The organism is Streptomyces sp. NPDC057002 (assembly GCF_042673825.1).
GTDB lineage: Bacteria > Actinomycetota > Actinomycetes > Streptomycetales > Streptomycetaceae > Streptomyces.
In genome coordinates this window covers 1-17,435 of the sequence record NZ_JBHURZ010000008.1, presented here as the reverse complement: position 1 = coordinate 17,435, position 17,435 = coordinate 1, and the positions used below count along the sequence as shown (strand labels likewise).

13 protein-coding genes are annotated in these 17,435 nt (G+C 70.1%); 8 read left to right on the top strand and 5 right to left on the bottom strand.

The features are described from left to right. Positions 1 to 9: 9 nt before the first annotated feature. From ACFT32_RS33320 to ACFT32_RS33310, 3 genes are all read right to left on the bottom strand, one after another. Positions 10 to 1,860 carry an ABC transporter substrate-binding protein gene (locus tag ACFT32_RS33320; RefSeq protein WP_382496726.1) on the bottom strand — a complete coding sequence of 617 codons (1,851 nt, stop codon included), beginning with the start codon at positions 1,858 to 1,860 and terminating at the stop codon, positions 10 to 12. A gap of 298 nt (positions 1,861 to 2,158) precedes the next feature. Further along, positions 2,159 to 5,899 (bottom strand): SCO5717 family growth-regulating ATPase, encoded by a 3,741-nt coding sequence (locus tag ACFT32_RS33315; RefSeq protein WP_382496724.1) that lies wholly within the window; start codon positions 5,897 to 5,899, stop codon positions 2,159 to 2,161. Between the two features lie 367 nt (positions 5,900 to 6,266). After that, positions 6,267 to 6,563 (bottom strand): DUF397 domain-containing protein, encoded by a 297-nt coding sequence (locus ACFT32_RS33310; RefSeq protein WP_382496722.1) that lies wholly within the window; start codon positions 6,561 to 6,563, stop codon positions 6,267 to 6,269. A 296-nt stretch (positions 6,564 to 6,859) separates the two neighbouring features. Here ACFT32_RS33310 and rpsO point away from each other — a divergent pair, with 296 nt between their 5' ends. From rpsO to ACFT32_RS33285, 5 genes are all read left to right on the top strand, one after another. After that, complete coding sequence (gene rpsO, locus ACFT32_RS33305; RefSeq protein WP_003993372.1) at positions 6,860 to 7,147, top strand: 30S ribosomal protein S15; 288 nt, start codon at positions 6,860 to 6,862, stop codon at positions 7,145 to 7,147. A 295-nt stretch (positions 7,148 to 7,442) separates the two neighbouring features. Continuing rightward, positions 7,443 to 9,659, top strand: a complete 2,217-nt coding sequence (locus tag ACFT32_RS33300; RefSeq protein WP_382496720.1) for a polyribonucleotide nucleotidyltransferase — start codon at positions 7,443 to 7,445, stop codon at positions 9,657 to 9,659. Continuing rightward, positions 9,656 to 11,035, top strand: coding sequence for a M16 family metallopeptidase (locus ACFT32_RS33295; RefSeq protein WP_382496718.1), 1,380 nt, complete (start codon positions 9,656 to 9,658; stop codon positions 11,033 to 11,035). The genes ACFT32_RS33300 and ACFT32_RS33295 overlap by 4 nt, the downstream gene beginning before the upstream one ends. A 29-nt stretch (positions 11,036 to 11,064) precedes the next feature. Continuing rightward, positions 11,065 to 11,817, top strand: coding sequence for a 4-hydroxy-tetrahydrodipicolinate reductase (gene dapB, locus ACFT32_RS33290; RefSeq protein WP_382496716.1), 753 nt, complete (start codon positions 11,065 to 11,067; stop codon positions 11,815 to 11,817). Positions 11,818 to 11,830: 13 nt separating this feature from the next. Next, on the top strand, positions 11,831 to 12,286 hold the full coding sequence (locus ACFT32_RS33285; RefSeq protein ID WP_382496714.1) for a hypothetical protein: 456 nt from the start codon (positions 11,831 to 11,833) through the stop codon (positions 12,284 to 12,286). Between the two features lie 69 nt (positions 12,287 to 12,355). On the opposite strand, the gene ACFT32_RS33280 is transcribed toward ACFT32_RS33285, so the two are convergent. Further along, the gene (locus ACFT32_RS33280; protein WP_382496712.1) at positions 12,356 to 12,910 is read right to left on the bottom strand and encodes a PH domain-containing protein; all 555 of its coding nucleotides are present in this window, start codon (positions 12,908 to 12,910) and stop codon (positions 12,356 to 12,358) included. A gap of 112 nt (positions 12,911 to 13,022) precedes the next feature. After that, positions 13,023 to 13,262 carry a hypothetical protein gene (locus tag ACFT32_RS33275; protein ID WP_382497400.1) on the bottom strand — a complete coding sequence of 80 codons (240 nt, stop codon included), beginning with the start codon at positions 13,260 to 13,262 and terminating at the stop codon, positions 13,023 to 13,025. A 176-nt stretch (positions 13,263 to 13,438) separates the two neighbouring features. Between ACFT32_RS33275 and thyX the strand changes: the two genes are divergently transcribed. The 3 genes from thyX (at position 13,439) to ACFT32_RS33260 (ending at position 17,132) form a co-directional block, all read left to right on the top strand. Continuing rightward, positions 13,439 to 14,179, top strand: coding sequence for an FAD-dependent thymidylate synthase (thyX, locus tag ACFT32_RS33270; protein ID WP_382496710.1), 741 nt, complete (start codon positions 13,439 to 13,441; stop codon positions 14,177 to 14,179). 211 nt (positions 14,180 to 14,390) lie between these two features. Next, positions 14,391 to 15,290, top strand: a complete 900-nt coding sequence (gene dapA, locus ACFT32_RS33265) for a 4-hydroxy-tetrahydrodipicolinate synthase (RefSeq protein ID WP_382496709.1) — start codon at positions 14,391 to 14,393, stop codon at positions 15,288 to 15,290. A gap of 156 nt (positions 15,291 to 15,446) precedes the next feature. After that, on the top strand, positions 15,447 to 17,132 hold the full coding sequence (locus ACFT32_RS33260) for a ribonuclease J (protein WP_382496707.1): 1,686 nt from the start codon (positions 15,447 to 15,449) through the stop codon (positions 17,130 to 17,132). The last annotated feature ends 303 nt before the right edge of the window (positions 17,133 to 17,435 follow it).

Genomic DNA, 17,435 nt, shown 5'->3' with positions numbered 1-17,435 from the left:
TCGCCCGCGCTACTCGCGCTCCTCGGCGGTGGCCCGCCGCCGCATGGCAGCGAATCCGCCGAGCCCGGCGAGGATGACGACACCGGCGACGATCGCGACCACGACCCCCGTCGACAAGGCGTTGTCCGACGAGCCGCCGGAGTCCGCCGGGACGGCCGACCACCAGCTCCAGTAGCCGTCCTGGCCGTAGATGTTCCCCGCCTTCGCCGGCATGGTGGTGATCGACTTGATCTGGTCCGTCCGGTAGGCCTCGACCGCGTTCGGATACGCCATGACGTTCATGTACCCGAGGTCGTACAGTCGCGACTCCATCTGCTGGACGATGTCCGCCCGTTTGGCGGGGTCGTACTCGGCGAGCTGCCGGGCGTAGAGCTCGTCGTACTTCTTGTCGCAGATGAAGTTGTCGGTGGCCCCCGTGTCCTCCGGGGTCGCCGGGAGGGCACCGCAGGTGTGGATGGACATCACGAAGTCCGGGTCGGGGTTGACCGACCAGCCGTCGAACGCCAGGTCGTACTTCCCGGCGAGCCAGGGGTCGGTCACGTTGTCCAGGCAGTTGAGCTGGACGCCGATGCCGAGCTTGCCCCACCACTCCTGGAGGTACTTGCCGACCGCCTTGTCGTTCGGGTCGGTGGCGTGGCACAGCACGCGGTAGCTGATGGGCTTGCCGTCCTTGCCGACGCGCTTGCCGTCGCCGTTCTTCTTGTAACCCGCCTGGTCGAGCAGCCGGGCCGCCTCGGCCGGGTCGTACGCCAGCTTCTGGTCCGGGGACGGCTTCCAGTGGTACTGCGGGAAGCGCGGCGGGATGTAGCCCTCGCCCTCGACGGCATGCCCCTGGAACACCTTTTCGATGATGGCCTCGCGGTCGACGGCCATGAACAGCGCGTTGCGCACCCGCTGGTCCAGCAGGGAGGGGTGGCCGTCGCCGAACTTCTTGCCGTTCTTGGCCTTCGCGCCCGGGTTGGTGGCGAGGGCGTAGAAGCGGCGGCCGGGGGCGTCGTTGACCTGGATGTCGTCCGCGCCCTCCAGGGACGCCGCCTGAGCCGGCGTCAGGGACGGCGATCCGGCGACGAAGGACACCTCGCCCTTGCGCAGCGCCGACACCGCCGCGTCCTGGTCCTTGTAGTAGCGGAAGACGACCTCGTCGAACTTCGGCGTCCCGCGCCAGAACCCCTTGTTGGCCTCGAGCCGTACGTAGCTGTCCGCCTTGTAGTCGGTCAGCGTGAACGGCCCGTTCCCGACGACGGGGAAGCTCTTGTCGTTGTTGAACTCGGAGAAGTCCGAGACCTTCTCCCACACGTGCTTCGGCACGATCGGCACATCGAGGGACGTCATCGTGGCCTGCGGCTTCTTCAGCTCGATGACCAGCTCGGTGGGGCTCGGTGCGGTCACCTTCTTGAAGTTGCCGACGTAGCTGCCGTTCGCCGTGGCCGCGCCGTCGTCGGTCATCATCTTGTTGAACGTCCACGCCGCGTCCTGGGCGGTGGCCTGTTTGCCGTCCGACCACTTGGAGTTCGAGCGGATCGTGTACGTCCAGGTCAGCTTGTCCGGCGACGACTCCCACTTGGTGGCCAGGCCCGGGATGGCGTGGTTGTCCTTGGGGTCGTAGTTGGTCAGGTACTCGTACATGAGCCGGTGAATGCTCGTACTGAGCAGCCGGACCGCCAGGAACGGGCTGAGCGAGTCCACGCTCTGCGCCACCGCGACGGTCAGCACCTTGCCGTCGCCGGCCGCCCGGGCCTGCCGGGGCGCCGGATCGAGCGGGGTCGCGAGCCCGGCGGTGAGGGTGAGCGCGGCCGCCCCGGCCGCGGCGACGAGCCGGAGGCCGCGCGGGAGGCTGCGTGTCTGATCGTTCGTGCCCATGGTCGGACCTCGCGTCATCGCTCGGACGGGAAGGACGGGTTGATCAGCTGTCAGACGTTTTGATGTGTGTGTATCAGCGGCCGTCTCCACCCGTCAACGGCGCGTTCACCCCTTGTGGCCTGCGGAAATAACGAATTGGCGAGCTATCCGCACTCATTGGTCGAGACCACTGACGCCCTCCTGGCCAGGGGCTGGCAACGGATTTCGCCCCTGAACGCGCCGAAGCCCGCGCCGAGTGGGAACGGCGCGGGCCCGGAAGGCGAACGGCCCCTCGAAAGGGGCCGATCGGGTGAGGCGACTACTGCGTCGGAGGCGGAGGCGGCGGGGTCTGACCGTCGGGCTGAGCCGGGTAACCGGGCTGCCCGGGCCGGCCCTGCTGGGGGTAGCCGTAGCCCGGCTGCGGGGGAGCGGCCGGGGGCTGCCCGGGCTGCGCGTACGGCTGCCCGGGCTGCGGCTGCTGTGGGTACGGCGGCTGACCCGGCTGCGGGTACGGCGGCTGACCCGCGGCCTGCGGATACGGCTGGCCCGGCGGCTGGCCCGGCTGGGGGTACGGCTGTCCGGGCTGGGGGTACGGCTGGCCGGGCTGCGGCTGCTGAGGCTGCTGCGGGTACGGGCCGGGCTGGCCGGGGACCTGCTGGCCGGGCAGCGGCGGGGCGGCCACCGGCGGCGGGTTGCCGTCGGAGGTCCACAGGCCGTGCGCCTGCTGGTGGCGGGTGAAGTCCTCGGCGATCAGCGCCGCGAGGTTGAAGTACGCCTCCCGCACCTTCGGCCGCATCATGTCGAGGTTGACCTCGGCACCGGCGGAGAGATGCTCGTCGAACGGCACGACGACGACGCCCCGGCAGCGCGTCTCGAAGTGCGACACGATGTCCTCGACCTTGATCATCTTGCCGGTCTCGCGCACACCGGAGATGACGGTGAGGGATCGCGAGACGAGGTCGGAGTACCCGTGCGCGGACAGCCAGTCCAGCGTCGTGCTCGCGCTGCTCGCACCGTCCACGGACGGGGTCGAGATGATGATGAGCTGGTCGGCGAGGTCCAGCACACCGCGCATCGCGCTGTAGAGCAGACCGGTACCCGAGTCGGTGAGGATCACCGGGTACTGCTTGCCCAGCACGTCGATCGCGCGCCGGTAGTCCTCGTCGTTGAAGGTCGTGGACACGGCCGGGTCGACGTCGTTGGCGATGATCTCCAGCCCGGAGGGAGCCTGGGACGTGAAGCGCCGGATGTCCATGTACGAGTTGAGGTGCGGGATCGCCTGGACCAGGTCACGGATGGTGGCCCCGGTCTCCCGCCGCACACGGCGCCCGAGGGTGCCGGCGTCCGGGTTGGCGTCGATCGCGAGGATCTTGTCCTGCCGCTCGGTGGCGAGCGTCGAGCCGAGCGCGGTGGTCGTGGTCGTCTTGCCGACGCCGCCCTTGAGGCTGATCACGGCGATCCGGTAGCAGGACAGCACGGGCGTGCGGATCAGCTCCAGCTTCCGCTGCCGCTCGGCCTCCTCCTTCTTGCCACCGATCTTGAACCGGCCGCCACCGGCCGCCGGACGGCTGCTCTTCGCCTTCTGCCTCTTGCTGTTGAGCAGCCGGTCGGACGACAGCTCCACCGCGGCGGTGTAACCGAGCGGGGCGGCACCGGGGTTGGTCGGCTGCCGCTGGTCATGCTGCATGGGCTGCGGCCAGGCGGCCCCGGTCCGCGGGTCCACGGGCTGCTGCCCCGGATGCATCGGCCGCTCGGCCTGCCCGGGGTACGGCGGCTGCGCCTGCGGGGGCACACCGGGCTGCGGCTGAGGCTGGGCCGGGGGCTGCTGCGGGAAGCCGTATCCACCCTGCGGGTCGGGCCCCGCAGGAGCCGGCCCGCCCTGCTGCGGGAAGCCATAACCACCCTGCGCGTGGGGCGCGGGGGCCGGCGGGGTGCCGGGCTGCTGGGCCGGGGGCTGCTGGGCCGCCGGGGCGGGTGCGCCCTGCTGCGGGAAGCCGTATCCGCCCTGGGGGTTCGGTGCGGGGGCAGGCGGGACCTCCGGCTGCTGGGCCGGGGGCTGCTGAGCGGCCGGGGCCGGGGCGCCGGGGTGGGGGAAGCCGTAGCCGCCTTGGGGGGTGGGTGCGCCCGGGTGCGGGAAACCGTAGCCACCCTGCGGGTTCGGTGCGGGGGTCGGCGGGGCCTCGGGCTGCTGGGCCGGGGGCTGCTGAGCGGCCGGGGCCGGGGCGCCCGGGTGCGGGAAGCCGTATCCGCCCTGCGCGTTGGGTGCGGGGGTCGGTGGGGTGTCGGGCTGCTGGGCCGCCGGGGCCGGGGCGCCCTGCTGAGGGAAGCCGTAGCCACCCTGCGGGTTCGGCGCGGCCGGGGCCGGACCGCCCTGCTGCGGGAAGCCGTAGCCGCCGGGCCGCGGTGCGGGCTGGGCGGGCGGCTGGTGCGGCGGCGTCGGTGCGGCCTGCTGGTTCCAGGCGGCAGGCGCGGGCTGCGGCGCCTGCGGCTGGAACGGCGGCTGCTGGGCCGGTACCGACGGCTGGGGCGGCACGGGCGGCTGCCCCTGCGCGGCCGTCGGCTGCGGCTGAGCCGGCGTGTTCGGATCCGTGGGCTGTGCCTGCGGCTGTGCGGGCCACTGGTTCGCGGGCGCCGGCGCGGCCGGCTGGTACGACGGCGGCAGCGGCGGCACGCCCTGCGGGGCCGGGGGAGTCCAGGCGGGCGGGGCGTCGGACGCATCGGGCCCGGCGGCGTCCTGCGGAACGCTGTCCTCGGGAACGCTGTCCTCGGAAACGGAGTCCATAGGCACGGCGTCCGAGGGCTCCGCGTCGGCGGGCTCGGGAGCGGCGGAGTCCTCATCCACGGTCACGGAGTCGGGCTCGGGAGTCGGCGGCGCCGGAGGCGCGGGCACCCAGTCCTGAGGTTCGTCATCCTGCGACACGGCCTCGTCGGACTCGGCCTCCGCCGCCGCATCTTCCGAAGCCGAGTCCGCGTCCTCGTCTTCGTCCTCGGCGTCAGCCACGTCCACCGCGTCCGCAGGCTCGGAGGAGACATCGTCACTGGCCTCATCGGCGTCAGCGGAGGGCGAACCCTCGACGTCACCGCCCGAGTCCTGCTCCTCGTCCCCGTCCCCGTCCTTGACCTGCTCCTCGTCCACCGGCTCGAGCTGAGTCTCAGCCTCCGCCTCGGCGGCACGCTCCGCGATCTCCCGCTTCAGGGCGACGGCGGAGAAGCGCATGGTGGCACCGCTCTCCAGATCACCGTTCCCCGACTCGATTTCCTCGATTTCCTCGACTTCCTCGGCTTCTTCGACCTCTTCGGCAACCGGAGCGGCCGGAGTCGCCGGAACCTCCGCAGCGGCCGGAGCCACCGGCGGCTGCTCCGGAGTGGCAGGCGCAACCGGGGCCTCCGGCGGAGCCGACGGCGTCCACTGCGCCTGGTACCCACTCACGGGGATGTTCGGCAACGCCGTAGGAGAGGCCGGATCCGCCGCGGGCGTCTCGGGCCGCGCCTGAGACTGCGACACCTGCGGCTCGAAGCCGCCCTTCATCGGAAGCCTGGGAACGGCGGAAGGACCCTCGCCGGAGGGCGCGGGCGGCGTGAAGGGCGTACCCGGCGCGGGCGCGGGAGGCGTGAACGGAGCGCCCGGAGCAGGCGGCGGCGCGGGCGGCGTGAAAGGCGCCCCGGGTGCCGGCGCCGGTGCCGGTGCCGGTGCCGGAGACGAACCGGAGTTCTGCCCCGGAAGGGACGAGGTCCCGCCGGAGGCATTCGCGTGCGGCGGCGGAGTGAGCCCCGGCAGCGGCGGCACCGGCCCCTTCGGCGCCCCGGAGCCCCCGGAGTTCGCGGGCGCCCCGGAAGCACTGGAGTCCTCGGACGCACCCGCCCCCTGCCCCGAGCTCGAACTCGCCGAGGCGTTCTGCGTGTACCAGGCGGGCGGCGCGTAGTCGATGGTGAACTCGCCCGTCACCTCTGCTGCGGACTCCGCGTCGGGCTGGTCATCGCCGGGTGTCGCCCAGCCCCCGCGGATCCCGTCCCGATCGCTGCTCACAGTGTTCCTCCTGGTGTGGTCGAGCACCCTCATGCCGTGCTGGGGCGACCCTTGCTTGTCGTCCGAGGTCGTCCGAATCCACAAACTCCCCCGCTTCCCCCTGGGACACCGACGCCCACTCCACGGGTTCTGACGTCGCGCCCCGTCCCAGCCTAATCACCACAAGCCCCACCTCGGCAGGCCCGTCCACCCCCGAGCACCCGTCCGTCGCGTCACAACCCGCCCGGAAGGTGCTCAGAACTGACATACGCAGCAATCACTTTGGTGAACAAAAAGGGCGATACCTGTGAAGAATGTCGAACCACCTTGCCGCGCAGGCGGCTTGAGGGACGCAGGCCCGGCCGCGGAACGCGACGAGGGGTGAGCCGGCAGTCGCTCACCCCTCGTACACCCGCCGGACCTACTGCCCGGCTTGCGGCCCTGCGTCGCGCGCCCCCGGCTCCAGATCGAACTCGCCGTCCCGCGCCCCCAGCACGAACGCCCGCCACTCCGCCTCCGTGTAGCGCAGCACCGTGTCCGGATCGAGCGAGGACCGCATGGCAACGGCCCCCTCGGGCAGGTACGCGATCTCGACCCGCTCCTCGTGCTCCTCGGTGCCCGGCGCGCTGTGCCACTCGACCCCCGAGATGTCGAGGGCGTAGAGCTCGTCCCGCTCCCGCTCCTTGCGTGCCTTGATCTCCTCAGCCGTCTCCGCCATGCCGCAGCGACCCCTTCCCGACGTACCCGTTCCCGAAGCGCGGATCATCGACATACGGACGATCCGAACCCGCTCACCCTAGTGGCCCCCTGCGTCCCGGCCGGGAGGTTCGGAGACCAGGGCAAAGACGCCCCTGACCGCCTGGTACCCTGGTCGACGGCCGTTTGTGTACGCACCCCCGGAGCTCACCGCCCTGGAGGCCGCGCCCAGCGGACCCCGCCTCCCGAGTAACGGAAGCTCCCCCGAGACACAGACCGGGGGCACTCGGTGGCGATCACAGACTACGAGGAGTACGCGTGCCGCTCGACGCCGCTACGAAGAAGCAGATCATCACCGAGTTCGGCCAGAAGGAGGGCGACACCGGCTCCCCCGAGGTCCAGGTCGCCATGCTCTCGCGCCGCATCTCGGACCTGACCGAGCACCTCAAGACCCACAAGCACGACCACCACTCCCGCCGTGGCCTGCTGATCCTGGTGGGTCAGCGTCGCCGCCTTCTCCAGTACCTGGCGAAGAAGGACATCCAGCGCTTCCGTGCGCTGGTCGACCGCCTCGGCATCCGCCGTGGTGCGGCGGGCGCCAAGTAAGACGTCGTGAGGGGAGCGGTTCCCGGGGAAAGGGGACCGCTCCCTTTGCTGTACGTGCGGAGTGTCACCACCGCTTTGTAGTGTGGTAGCACAACGCATGTCGTACGACACAGGACGTACGACACAGAACGAGGAGAAGCGCACCTAGCCGCCGCCGGTCCTCGGTAGTGGCCCCCGGGGGAATGCGAGCCCCGGGTGCTTCGATCGAAGACCGGCCCGCACAGCCCGGCGCGCTCTCCGCAACCGTCTCCCTGCCACACGGGCAGCAGGAGACGAAGACGAGGAGATAACGCTAGTGGAGAACGAGACCCACTACGCCGAGGCCGTCATCGACAATGGCGCCTTCGGCACCCGCACCATCCGCTTCGAGACGGGCCGCCTGGCCAAGCAGGCCGCCGGTTCCGCCGTGGCGTACCTGGACGACGACACCATGGTGCTGTCGGCCACCACCGCCTCCAAGAACCCCAAGGACCAGCTCGACTTCTTCCCGCTCACGGTGGACGTCGAGGAGCGGATGTACGCCGCCGGCAAGATCCCCGGCAGCTTCTTCCGCCGCGAGGGCCGTCCCTCCGAGGACGCGATCCTCACCTGCCGCCTGATCGACCGCCCGCTGCGCCCCTCCTTCAAGAAGGGCCTGCGCAACGAGATCCAGGTCGTCGCCACGATCATGGCGCTCAACCCCGACCACCTGTACGACGTCGTGGCGATCAACGCCGCCTCCGCGTCCACGCAGCTGGCCGGTCTGCCCTTCTCCGGCCCGATCGGCGGCGTCCGCGTCGCGCTGATCAACGGCCAGTGGGTGGCCTTCCCGACGCACTCCGAGCTCGAGGACGCCGTCTTCGACATGGTCGTCGCGGGCCGCACCCTCGAGGACGGCGACGTCGCGATCATGATGGTCGAGGCCGAGGCCACCGAGAAGACCATCAAGCTGGTCGAGGGCGGCTCCGAGGCGCCGACCGAGGAGGTCGTCGCCGCCGGTCTGGACGCCGCGAAGCCCTTCATCAAGGTGCTCTGCAAGGCCCAGTCGGACCTCGCCGCCAAGGCCGCCAAGCCGACCGGCGAGTTCCCGATCTTCCTGGACTACCAGGACGACGTCCTGGAGGCGCTCACCGCCGCCGTCAAGCCGGAGCTCGCCTCCGCGCTGACCATCGCCGGCAAGCAGGAGCGCGAGTCCGAGCTGGACCGCGTCAAGGCGCTCGCCGCCGAGAAGCTCCTGCCGGAGTTCGAGGGCCGCGAGAAGGAGATCTCCGCCGCGTACCGCTCGCTGACCAAGACCCTGGTCCGTGAGCGTGTCATCAAGGAGAAGAAGCGCATCGACGGCCGCGGTGTCACCGATATCCGCACCCTGGCCGCCGAGGTCGAGGCCATCCCGCGCGTCCACGGCTCCGCCGTGTTCGAGCGTGGCGAGACCCAGATCCTGGGCGTCACGACGCTGAACATGCTCCGCATGGAGCAGCAGCTGGACACGCTGTCGCCGGTGACGCGCAAGCGCTACATGCACAACTACAACTTCCCGCCGTACTCCACCGGCGAGACGGGCCGCGTCGGCTCCCCGAAGCGCCGCGAGATCGGCCACGGCGCCCTCGCCGAGCGCGCCCTGGTGCCGGTCCTGCCGACGCGTGAGGAGTTCCCCTACGCGATCCGCCAGGTCTCCGAGGCGCTGAGCTCGAACGGCTCGACGTCCATGGGCTCGGTCTGCGCCTCCACCATGTCGCTGCTGAACGCCGGTGTGCCCCTGAAGGCCCCGGTCGCCGGTATCGCCATGGGCCTGATCTCCCAGGAGATCGAGGGCGAGACGCACTACGTCACCCTCACCGACATCCTCGGTGCGGAGGACGCCTTCGGCGACATGGACTTCAAGGTCGCCGGCACGAAGGACTTCGTGACCGCCCTCCAGCTGGACACCAAGCTGGACGGCATCCCGGCCTCCGTCCTGGCCGCCGCCCTCAAGCAGGCCCGTGACGCCCGCCTCCACATCCTCGACGTGATGATGGAAGCGATCGACACGCCTGACGAGATGTCCCCGAACGCCCCGCGGATCATCACCGTCAAGATCCCCGTGGACAAGATCGGTGAGGTCATCGGCCCCAAGGGCAAGATGATCAACCAGATCCAGGAGGACACCGGCGCCGACATCACGATCGAGGACGACGGCACGATCTACATCGGCGCGGTCGACGGACCGTCCGCCGAAGCCGCTCGCACGACGATCAACGGCATCGCCAACCCGACCATGCCGGAGGTCGGCGAGCGCTACCTGGGTACGGTCGTGAAGACGACCACCTTCGGCGCGTTCGTGTCGCTGCTGCCGGGCAAGGACGGTCTGCTGCACATCTCGCAGATCCGCAAGCTCGCCGGCGGCAAGCGCGTGGAGAACGTCGAGGACGTCCTCGGTGTGGGCCACAAGGTCCAGGTCGAGATCGCCGAGATCGACTCCCGCGGCAAGCTCTCCCTCATCCCCGTGATCGAGGGCGAAGAAGACGCAGAGACGAAGGACGACACCGACAAGTGACGTCGAGCAGCTCGACGGCGACGGCCCGCATCTCCTCGGAGGCGCGGGCCGTCGCCCGTACCCAAACCTTGATCAAGGGCACCAACGGCATCGGCACGGTCCGCAAGACCACCCTGCCCGGCGGCCTGCGCATCGTCACCGAGACCCTGCCCTCGGTCCGCTCCGCGACCTTCGGCATCTGGGCACACGTCGGCTCCCGCGACGAGACCCCGGCTCTGAACGGCGCCACGCACTACCTGGAGCACCTGCTCTTCAAGGGCACCGACCGCAGGTCCGCCCTGGACATCTCCGCCGCGATCGACGCGGTCGGCGGCGAGATGAACGCGTTCACGGCGAAGGAGTACACGTGCTACTACGCGCGCGTGCTCGACACCGACCTGCCGCTCGCCATCGACGTCGTCTGCGACATGCTGACGGGCTCCCGCATCCTCGAGGAGGACGTCGACGTCGAGCGGGGCGCCATCCTCGAAGAGATCGCCATGACCGAGGACGACCCGGGCGACTGCGTGCACGACCTGTTCGCGCACACGATGTTCGGCGACAACCCCCTCGGCCGCCCGGTCCTCGGCACGGTCGACACGGTCAACGCCCTCACCGCCGACCGCATCCGCCGCTTCTACAAGAAGCACTACGACCCGACCCACCTCGTGGTCGCCTGCGCGGGCAACGTCGACCACGCCAAGGTCGTACGGCAGGTCCGCGCCGCCTTCGAGAAGGCCGGTGCCTTCAAGGAACCGGGCGCCGAGCCCGTCGCCCCGCGCGGTGGCCGGCGCGCCCTGCGCACCGCGGGCCGCCTGGAGCTGATCGACCGCAAGACCGAGCAGGCGCACATCGTGCTCGGCATGCCGGGCCTGTCCCGCACGGACGAGCGGCGCTGGGCCATGGGCGTGCTCAACACCGCGCTCGGCGGCGGCATGTCGTCCCGCCTCTTCCAGGAGGTGCGCGAGAAGCGCGGCCTGGCCTACAGCGTGTACTCGTACACCTCCGGCTTCGCCGACTGCGGCCTGTTCGGCGTGTACGCCGGGTGCAGGCCCTCGCAGGTGCACGACGTGCTGAAGATCTGCCGCGACGAACTCGACCAGGTCGCCGAGCACGGCCTGTCCGACGACGAGATAGGGCGCGCCATCGGCCAGCTCCAGGGCTCCACGGTCCTCGGCCTCGAGGACACCGGCGCGCTGATGAACCGCATCGGCAAGAGCGAGCTGTGCTGGGGCGAGCAGATGTCCGTCGACGACATGCTGGCCCGGATAACGTCGGTCACCCCGGACGACGTCCGCTCGGTCGCCCGCGAGATCCTGGGACGGCGGCCTTCCCTGTCGGTCATCGGCCCGCTGAAGGACAAACAGGCGGCCCGCCTGCACGACGCTGTCGCCTGACGAACCCCCTGGTGAAGGAAGCACAAGAGATGAGCAAGCTGCGCGTGGCGGTCCTCGGTGCCAAGGGCCGGATCGGCTCGGAAGCCGTACGGGCCGTCGAGGCCGCCGAGGACATGGAACTGGTGGCCGCCCTGGGCCGGGGCGACAAGCTGGAGACGCTGGCCGAGACCGGCGCCCAGGTCGTGGTCGAACTGACCACGCCCGACTCGGTCATGGCCAACCTCGACTACTGCGTACGCCACGGCATCCACGCGGTCGTCGGCACCACCGGCTGGACCGACGAGCGCCTCGCGCAGCTGAAGGGCTGGCTGGACCGGTCACCGGAGACGGGTGTGCTCATCGCGCCGAACTTCTCCATCGGGGCCGTCCTGACCATGAAGTTCGCGCAGCTCGCCGCCCCGTACTTCGAGTCCGTCGAGGTCGTCGAGCTGCACCACCCGAACAAGGTGGACGCCCCCTCCGGCACCGCCACGCGCACCGCCCAGCTCATCGCCGAGGCCCGCCGTGAGGCTGGCACCGCCCCCGCCCCCGACGCCACGACCACCGCCCTGGACGGCGCCCGCGGTGCCGACGTCGACGGAGTCCCGGTGCACGCCGTCCGGCTGCGCGGGCTGCTGGCCCACCAGGAGGTCCTGCTCGGCGCCGAGGGCGAGACCCTGACGGTCCGGCACGACTCGCTCCACCACAGCAGCTTCATGCCGGGCATCCTGCTCGGCGCCCGCCGCGTGGGGAGTGTTCCCGGCCTGACCTTCGGCCTGGAACACTTCCTGGACCTGAGCTGAGCATCTGACCGTCATGCGCGCGAAGCTCACCTACGCCCTCACGGCCGCCGTCCTGGTCGTCTACTTCGTCCTGGTCGGCAGCCGCGGCCTGCTGCTCATCGAGACCGGCACGCCCCTCACCGTCACGTTCGGTGTCGCGGTGCTGATCCTGCCGGTCATCGGCCTGTGGTTCCTGTGGAAGAACACGCAGTTCGTCCGCAGGGCCAACCAGCTCGCCGCCGAACTCGACGCCGAGGGCGGTCTGCCCGTCGACGAACTGAAGCGCACCCCCAGCGGGCGCATCGACCGGGACTCGGCCGACGAGGTCTTCGCCCGGCGCAAGGCCGAGACGGAGGCCGCACCGGGCGACTGGCGCACCTGGTTCCGCCTGGCCGTCGCCTACCACGACGCCCGCGACACCCCGCGCGCCCGCAAGGCGATGCAACGCGCGATCGCCCTGCACGACGGCAAGCAGCCCGAAGCCGCCTGAGCCGCACCCTGACATGCCGGCGGGGCCGGACCGCGCACGGTCCGGCCCCGCCGGCATGTCACCAGGACGTCAGCGCTGGATGTATTCGTCGGCCCACGCCTCGACCGCGTCAGCCGCCCGCTCGAAGGCCTCCGTCCGGCCCAGGAAGTCCGCGTTGTGCGTCGTCAGCAGCGCCGGCACACCGTCCGCGGCCTGTCCCCGCCGGACGAGCAGCAGCGCCTGGCCCTGCAAGGTCCGGGGGAGCCCCAGCCAGCGCACCGGCTGCTGCACCGTGCGCACCGAGACGACCTGCGCCCAGGGCGCCGTACGCGTCGCGAGGAAACCCACGTACCGCAGCCCGCGCGCGCTCACCCACACGCCCATGCGCAGCAGCCGCAGCGCCCCGGCGATGACGAGCAGCGCCAGAGCGAAGACCAGCCCGGCCGAGGCCGGTTCGGCCGTCGCCGCGATGATGACCGCGGCGAACAGCACGAACGAGGCGAGCAGCAGCGCCAGCGCCGCCGCCCCCACCCGCCACGGCCCGGGGCGGTACGGCCGCCGCCAGGTGTCACGGTCTTCGTGCGGCAGCGGAACGTCGTCCGCCGCGTCGAAAACGCGGTCGGCCGTCAGGAAGGGCAGGGGCACGGCGGGTCCTCACTCGATCCATGCGTGGGCTGTGCCCGGTGAGGCTACCGATCTGTTCTGACTGCCACCACCGCCAGGGGGCCGGATGGAGTCAGCGCCGGCCCGCGGTGGCTCAGCGGTTCTGGGACGCCTGCGACTGCTGCGGATGCGAGTCCGCGCGATCGACCGTCAGCGCGGGTGTCCCGATGACCAGGGAACCCACGAGCCCCGCCACGATGGTCAGGCCCATCAGCCAGCGCCCGGCCTGCTGGCTGACCGAGAGCCGCTCACGCGGTGGGGGATTGATATTGCTGCGGAACCTGTCGGCCTCGGCGACGAAGGCAAACGGTACGGGTTCACGCCGACCGAACATCAGGGGTGCTTCTCCTTCGGAGGTGGAACGGATCACTTTCATCAGTAGAGACGAAAGAACTCCCTCAGAGGTGCCCTGTTTCACCGACTTCATTGCGGCACGCCACCGATCGCTCTGATTTCGGCGGGCCGTAGAGTGACGTCGCCACACGACGAGATGGGAAGGCCCTGCCAACCGTGACCGACACCCCCGCCGACGACCCCAAGCCCAGCTACCGCAGCGACGTCACCGTCGAGCTGGTCAAGCACACCGCGTCCGACGCGGACGTCCTCTTCGCCGCCCGCGTCTCGACCCTCGGCGAGCAGTCCCTGGACGAGCTGGACAAGGACCCCGAGCGCTCCAAGGGCCTGATCAACTACCTGATGCGGGACCGGCACGGCAGCCCGTTCGAGCACAACTCGATGACCTTCTTCATCAGCGCCCCGATCTTCGTCTTCCGCGAGTTCATGCGGCACCGCGTCGGCTGGTCGTACAACGAGGAGTCGGGCCGGTACCGGGAGCTCCAGTCGGTCTTCTACGTCCCCGACGAGTCCCGCAAGCTGGTCCAGGAGGGCCGTCCCGGCAAGTACGTCTTCGTCGAGGGCACCCAGGCCCAGCAGGAGCTGGTCGGCCGTGTGATGGAGGACTCCTACCGGCAGGCGTACGAGTCCTACCAGGAGATGCTCGCCGCCGGCGTCGCCCGCGAGGTCGCCCGCGCGGTCCTCCCGGTCGGCCTGTACTCCTCGATGTACGCCACCTGCAACGCCCGCTCGCTGATGCACTTCCTCGGCCTGCGCACCCAGCACGAGCTGGCCAAGGTCCCGTCCTTCCCGCAGCGTGAGATCGAGATGGTGGGCGAGAAGATGGAGGCCGAGTGGGCCCGGCTCATGCCGCTCACCTACGCCGCCTTCAATGCGAACGGACGCGTGGCGCCGTAACGCGGCTCGTTTCCCCGACGAGGCACAGATGTACGGTTCAGCCGTGCGAAGTGTCCGTATTGCGGCATTTCCAGAAGTTCACTTAGCCTGATCGAACGGGTCCGGCACTGCTTGAACCCCCGAGCAGGCAGTGCCGGGCTCCACCTTTGTCGCGACTTGTCGCCTGCCCCTAGGGCAGACCCGGTCCTGAGCAACGAGTAGCGTGTAACCCATGGCTCCGACCTCCACTCCGCAGACCCCCTTCGGGCGGGTCCTCACCGCCATGGTCACGCCCTTCACGGCGGACGGCGCACTCGACCTCGACGGCGCGCAGCGGCTCGCCACCCACCTGGTGGACGCAGGCAACGACGGCCTGATCATCAACGGGACCACCGGCGAGTCCCCGACCACCAGCGACGCGGAGAAAACGGATCTCGTACGGGCGGTCCTGGAGGCCGTGGGCGACCGCGCCCACGTCGTGGCCGGCGTCGGCACGAACGACACCCACCACAGCATGCAACTCGCCCGCGCGGCGGAGCGCACCGGCGCACACGGCCTGCTCGTCGTGACGCCGTACTACAACAAGCCCCCGCAAGAGGGCCTCTACCGGCACTTCACGGCCATCGCCGACGCCGCCGGACTGCCGGTCATGCTCTACGACATCCCCGGCCGCAGCGGCGTCCCGATCAACACCGAGACGCTCGTCCGCCTCGCCGAGCACCCGCGCATCGTCGCCAACAAGGACGCCAAGGGCGACCTCGGCCGCGCGAGCTGGGCCATCGCCACCTCCGGCCTCGCCTGGTACTCCGGCGACGACATGCTGAACCTCCCCCTGCTCTCCGTCGGCGCGGTCGGCTTCGTCTCCGTCGTCGGACATGTGGTCACCCCCGAGCTGCGCGCCCTGGTCGAGGCGTACACCTCGGGCGATGTCCAGAAGGCCACCGAGATCCACCAGAAGCTGCTCCCCGTCTACACGGGCATGTTCCGCACCCAGGGCGTGATGACGACCAAGGCGGCGCTCGCCCTGAAGGGCCTGCCCGCCGGGCCGCTGCGCGCCCCCATGGTCGAGTGCGCGCCCGAAGAGATCGAGCAACTCAAGATCGATCTTGCCGCCGGCGGGGTACAGCTCTGACACCAGACTTCGCGCGGAACCCCCGCGCGCGTGCTTCACAACTGAATAAGCGGGCCACCGGTGCCCGCGCACCCCACACAGACAACTGCTTCTGCACGAACGTCACGCGCGCCACGTGCCCTACCGGTACGTGGCGTGCGTGGTGAGGAGAGTCTTTTGAGTCATCCGCATCCTGAACTCGGCTCGCCCCCGCCGCTCCCCGAAGGCGGCCTGCGAGTCACCCCGCTCGGCGGTCTCGGTGAGATCGGCCGCAACATGACGGTCTTCGAGTACGGCGGCCGCCTGCTGATCGTCGACTGCGGCGTGCTCTTCCCCGAGGAGGAGCAGCCCGGAATCGACCTGATCCTGCCGGACTTCTCGTCCATCAGGGACCGCCTCGACGACATCGAGGGCATCGTCCTCACGCACGGCCACGAGGACCACATCGGCGCCGTCCCCTTCCTCCTGCGCGAGAAGCCGGACATCCCGCTGATCGGCTCCAAGCTGACCCTCGCTCTCATCGAGGCCAAGCTCCAGGAGCACCGCATCCGCCCGTACACCCTCGAGGTGGCGGAAGGGCACCGCGAGCGCATCGGCCCCTTCGACTGCGAGTTCGTCGCGGTCAACCACTCCATCCCGGACGCGCTGGCCGTGGCCATCCGCACCCCGGCGGGCATGGTCGTCCACACGGGCGATTTCAAGATGGACCAGCTCCCGCTGGACAACCGCCTGACGGACTTGCACGCGTTCGCACGTCTGAGCGAGGAGGGGATCGACCTGCTCCTCTCCGACTCGACGAACGCCGAGGTCCCGGGGTTCGTCCCGCCCGAGCGGGACATCTCCAACGTCCTGCACCAGGTCTTCGGGAACGCCCGCAAGCGGGTCATCGTGGCGAGCTTCGCCAGCCACATCCACCGCATCCAGCAGATCCTGGACGCGGCCAACGAGTACGGCCGCAGGGTCGCCTTCGTGGGTCGCTCGATGGTCCGCAACATGGGCATCGCGAGGGACCTGGGCTATCTGAAGGTCCCGCCGGGCCTGGTGGTCGACGTCAAGACGCTCGACGACCTTCCCGACCGCGAGGTGGTCCTGGTCTGCACGGGCTCCCAGGGCGAACCGATGGCGGCCCTGTCCCGGATGGCCAACCGCGACCACCAGATCCGCATCGTCAACGGCGACACGGTGATCCTGGCGTCGTCCCTGATCCCCGGCAACGAGAACGCGGTCTACCGCGTGATCAACGGCCTCACCCGCTGGGGCGCCAACGTGGTCCACAAGGGCAACGCCAAGGTCCACGTCTCCGGCCACGCGTCCGCGGGCGAGCTGCTGTACTTCTACAACATCTGCCGCCCGAAGAACCTCATGCCGGTGCACGGCGAATGGCGCCACCTGCGCGCCAACGCCGAACTGGGCGCCCTCACCGGTGTCCCGCACGACCGCATCGTCATCGCCGAGGACGGAGTGGTCGTCGACCTCATCGAGGGCAAGGCGAAGATCTCCGGCAAGGTCCAGGCGGGCTATGTCTACGTCGACGGCCTCTCGGTCGGCGATGTGGGCGAGCCGGCCCTCAAGGACCGCAAGATCCTCGGCGACGAGGGCATCATCTCGGTCTTCGTGGTCATCGACTCGTCCACCGGAAAGATCACCGGCGGCCCGCACATCCAGGCCCGCGGTTCCGGCATCGAGGACTCCGCCTTCGGCGACGTGGCTCCCCGGATCACGGAGGTGCTCGAACGATCCGCCCAGGACGGTGTGGTCGAACCCCACCAGCTGCAGCAGCTCGTTCGCCGCACGCTGGGCAAGTGGGTCTCGGACAACTACCGGCGCCGGCCGATGATCCTGCCTGTGGTCGTGGAGGTCTGACGGACCGTCGGGCCCGAACAGGCGCCAACTAGGAGCGGGGCTCCTCGATTTGCATCGAGGAGCCCCGCTCCAGTAGGTTTACAACTCCTCCCGACGGGGCACCCGGCCAACTCAGCGCCGGGGATCATGCTCCGGCCGAGGGAGGGGAAATCCGACTCAGAAACTTCTGATAAAGTCGGAACCGCCGGAAAGGGAAACGCGGAAGCGAGAACCTGGAAAGCACCGAGGAAATCGGATCGGAAAGATCTGATAGAGTCGGAAACGCAAGACCGAAGGGAAGCGCCCGGAGGAAAGCCCGAGAGG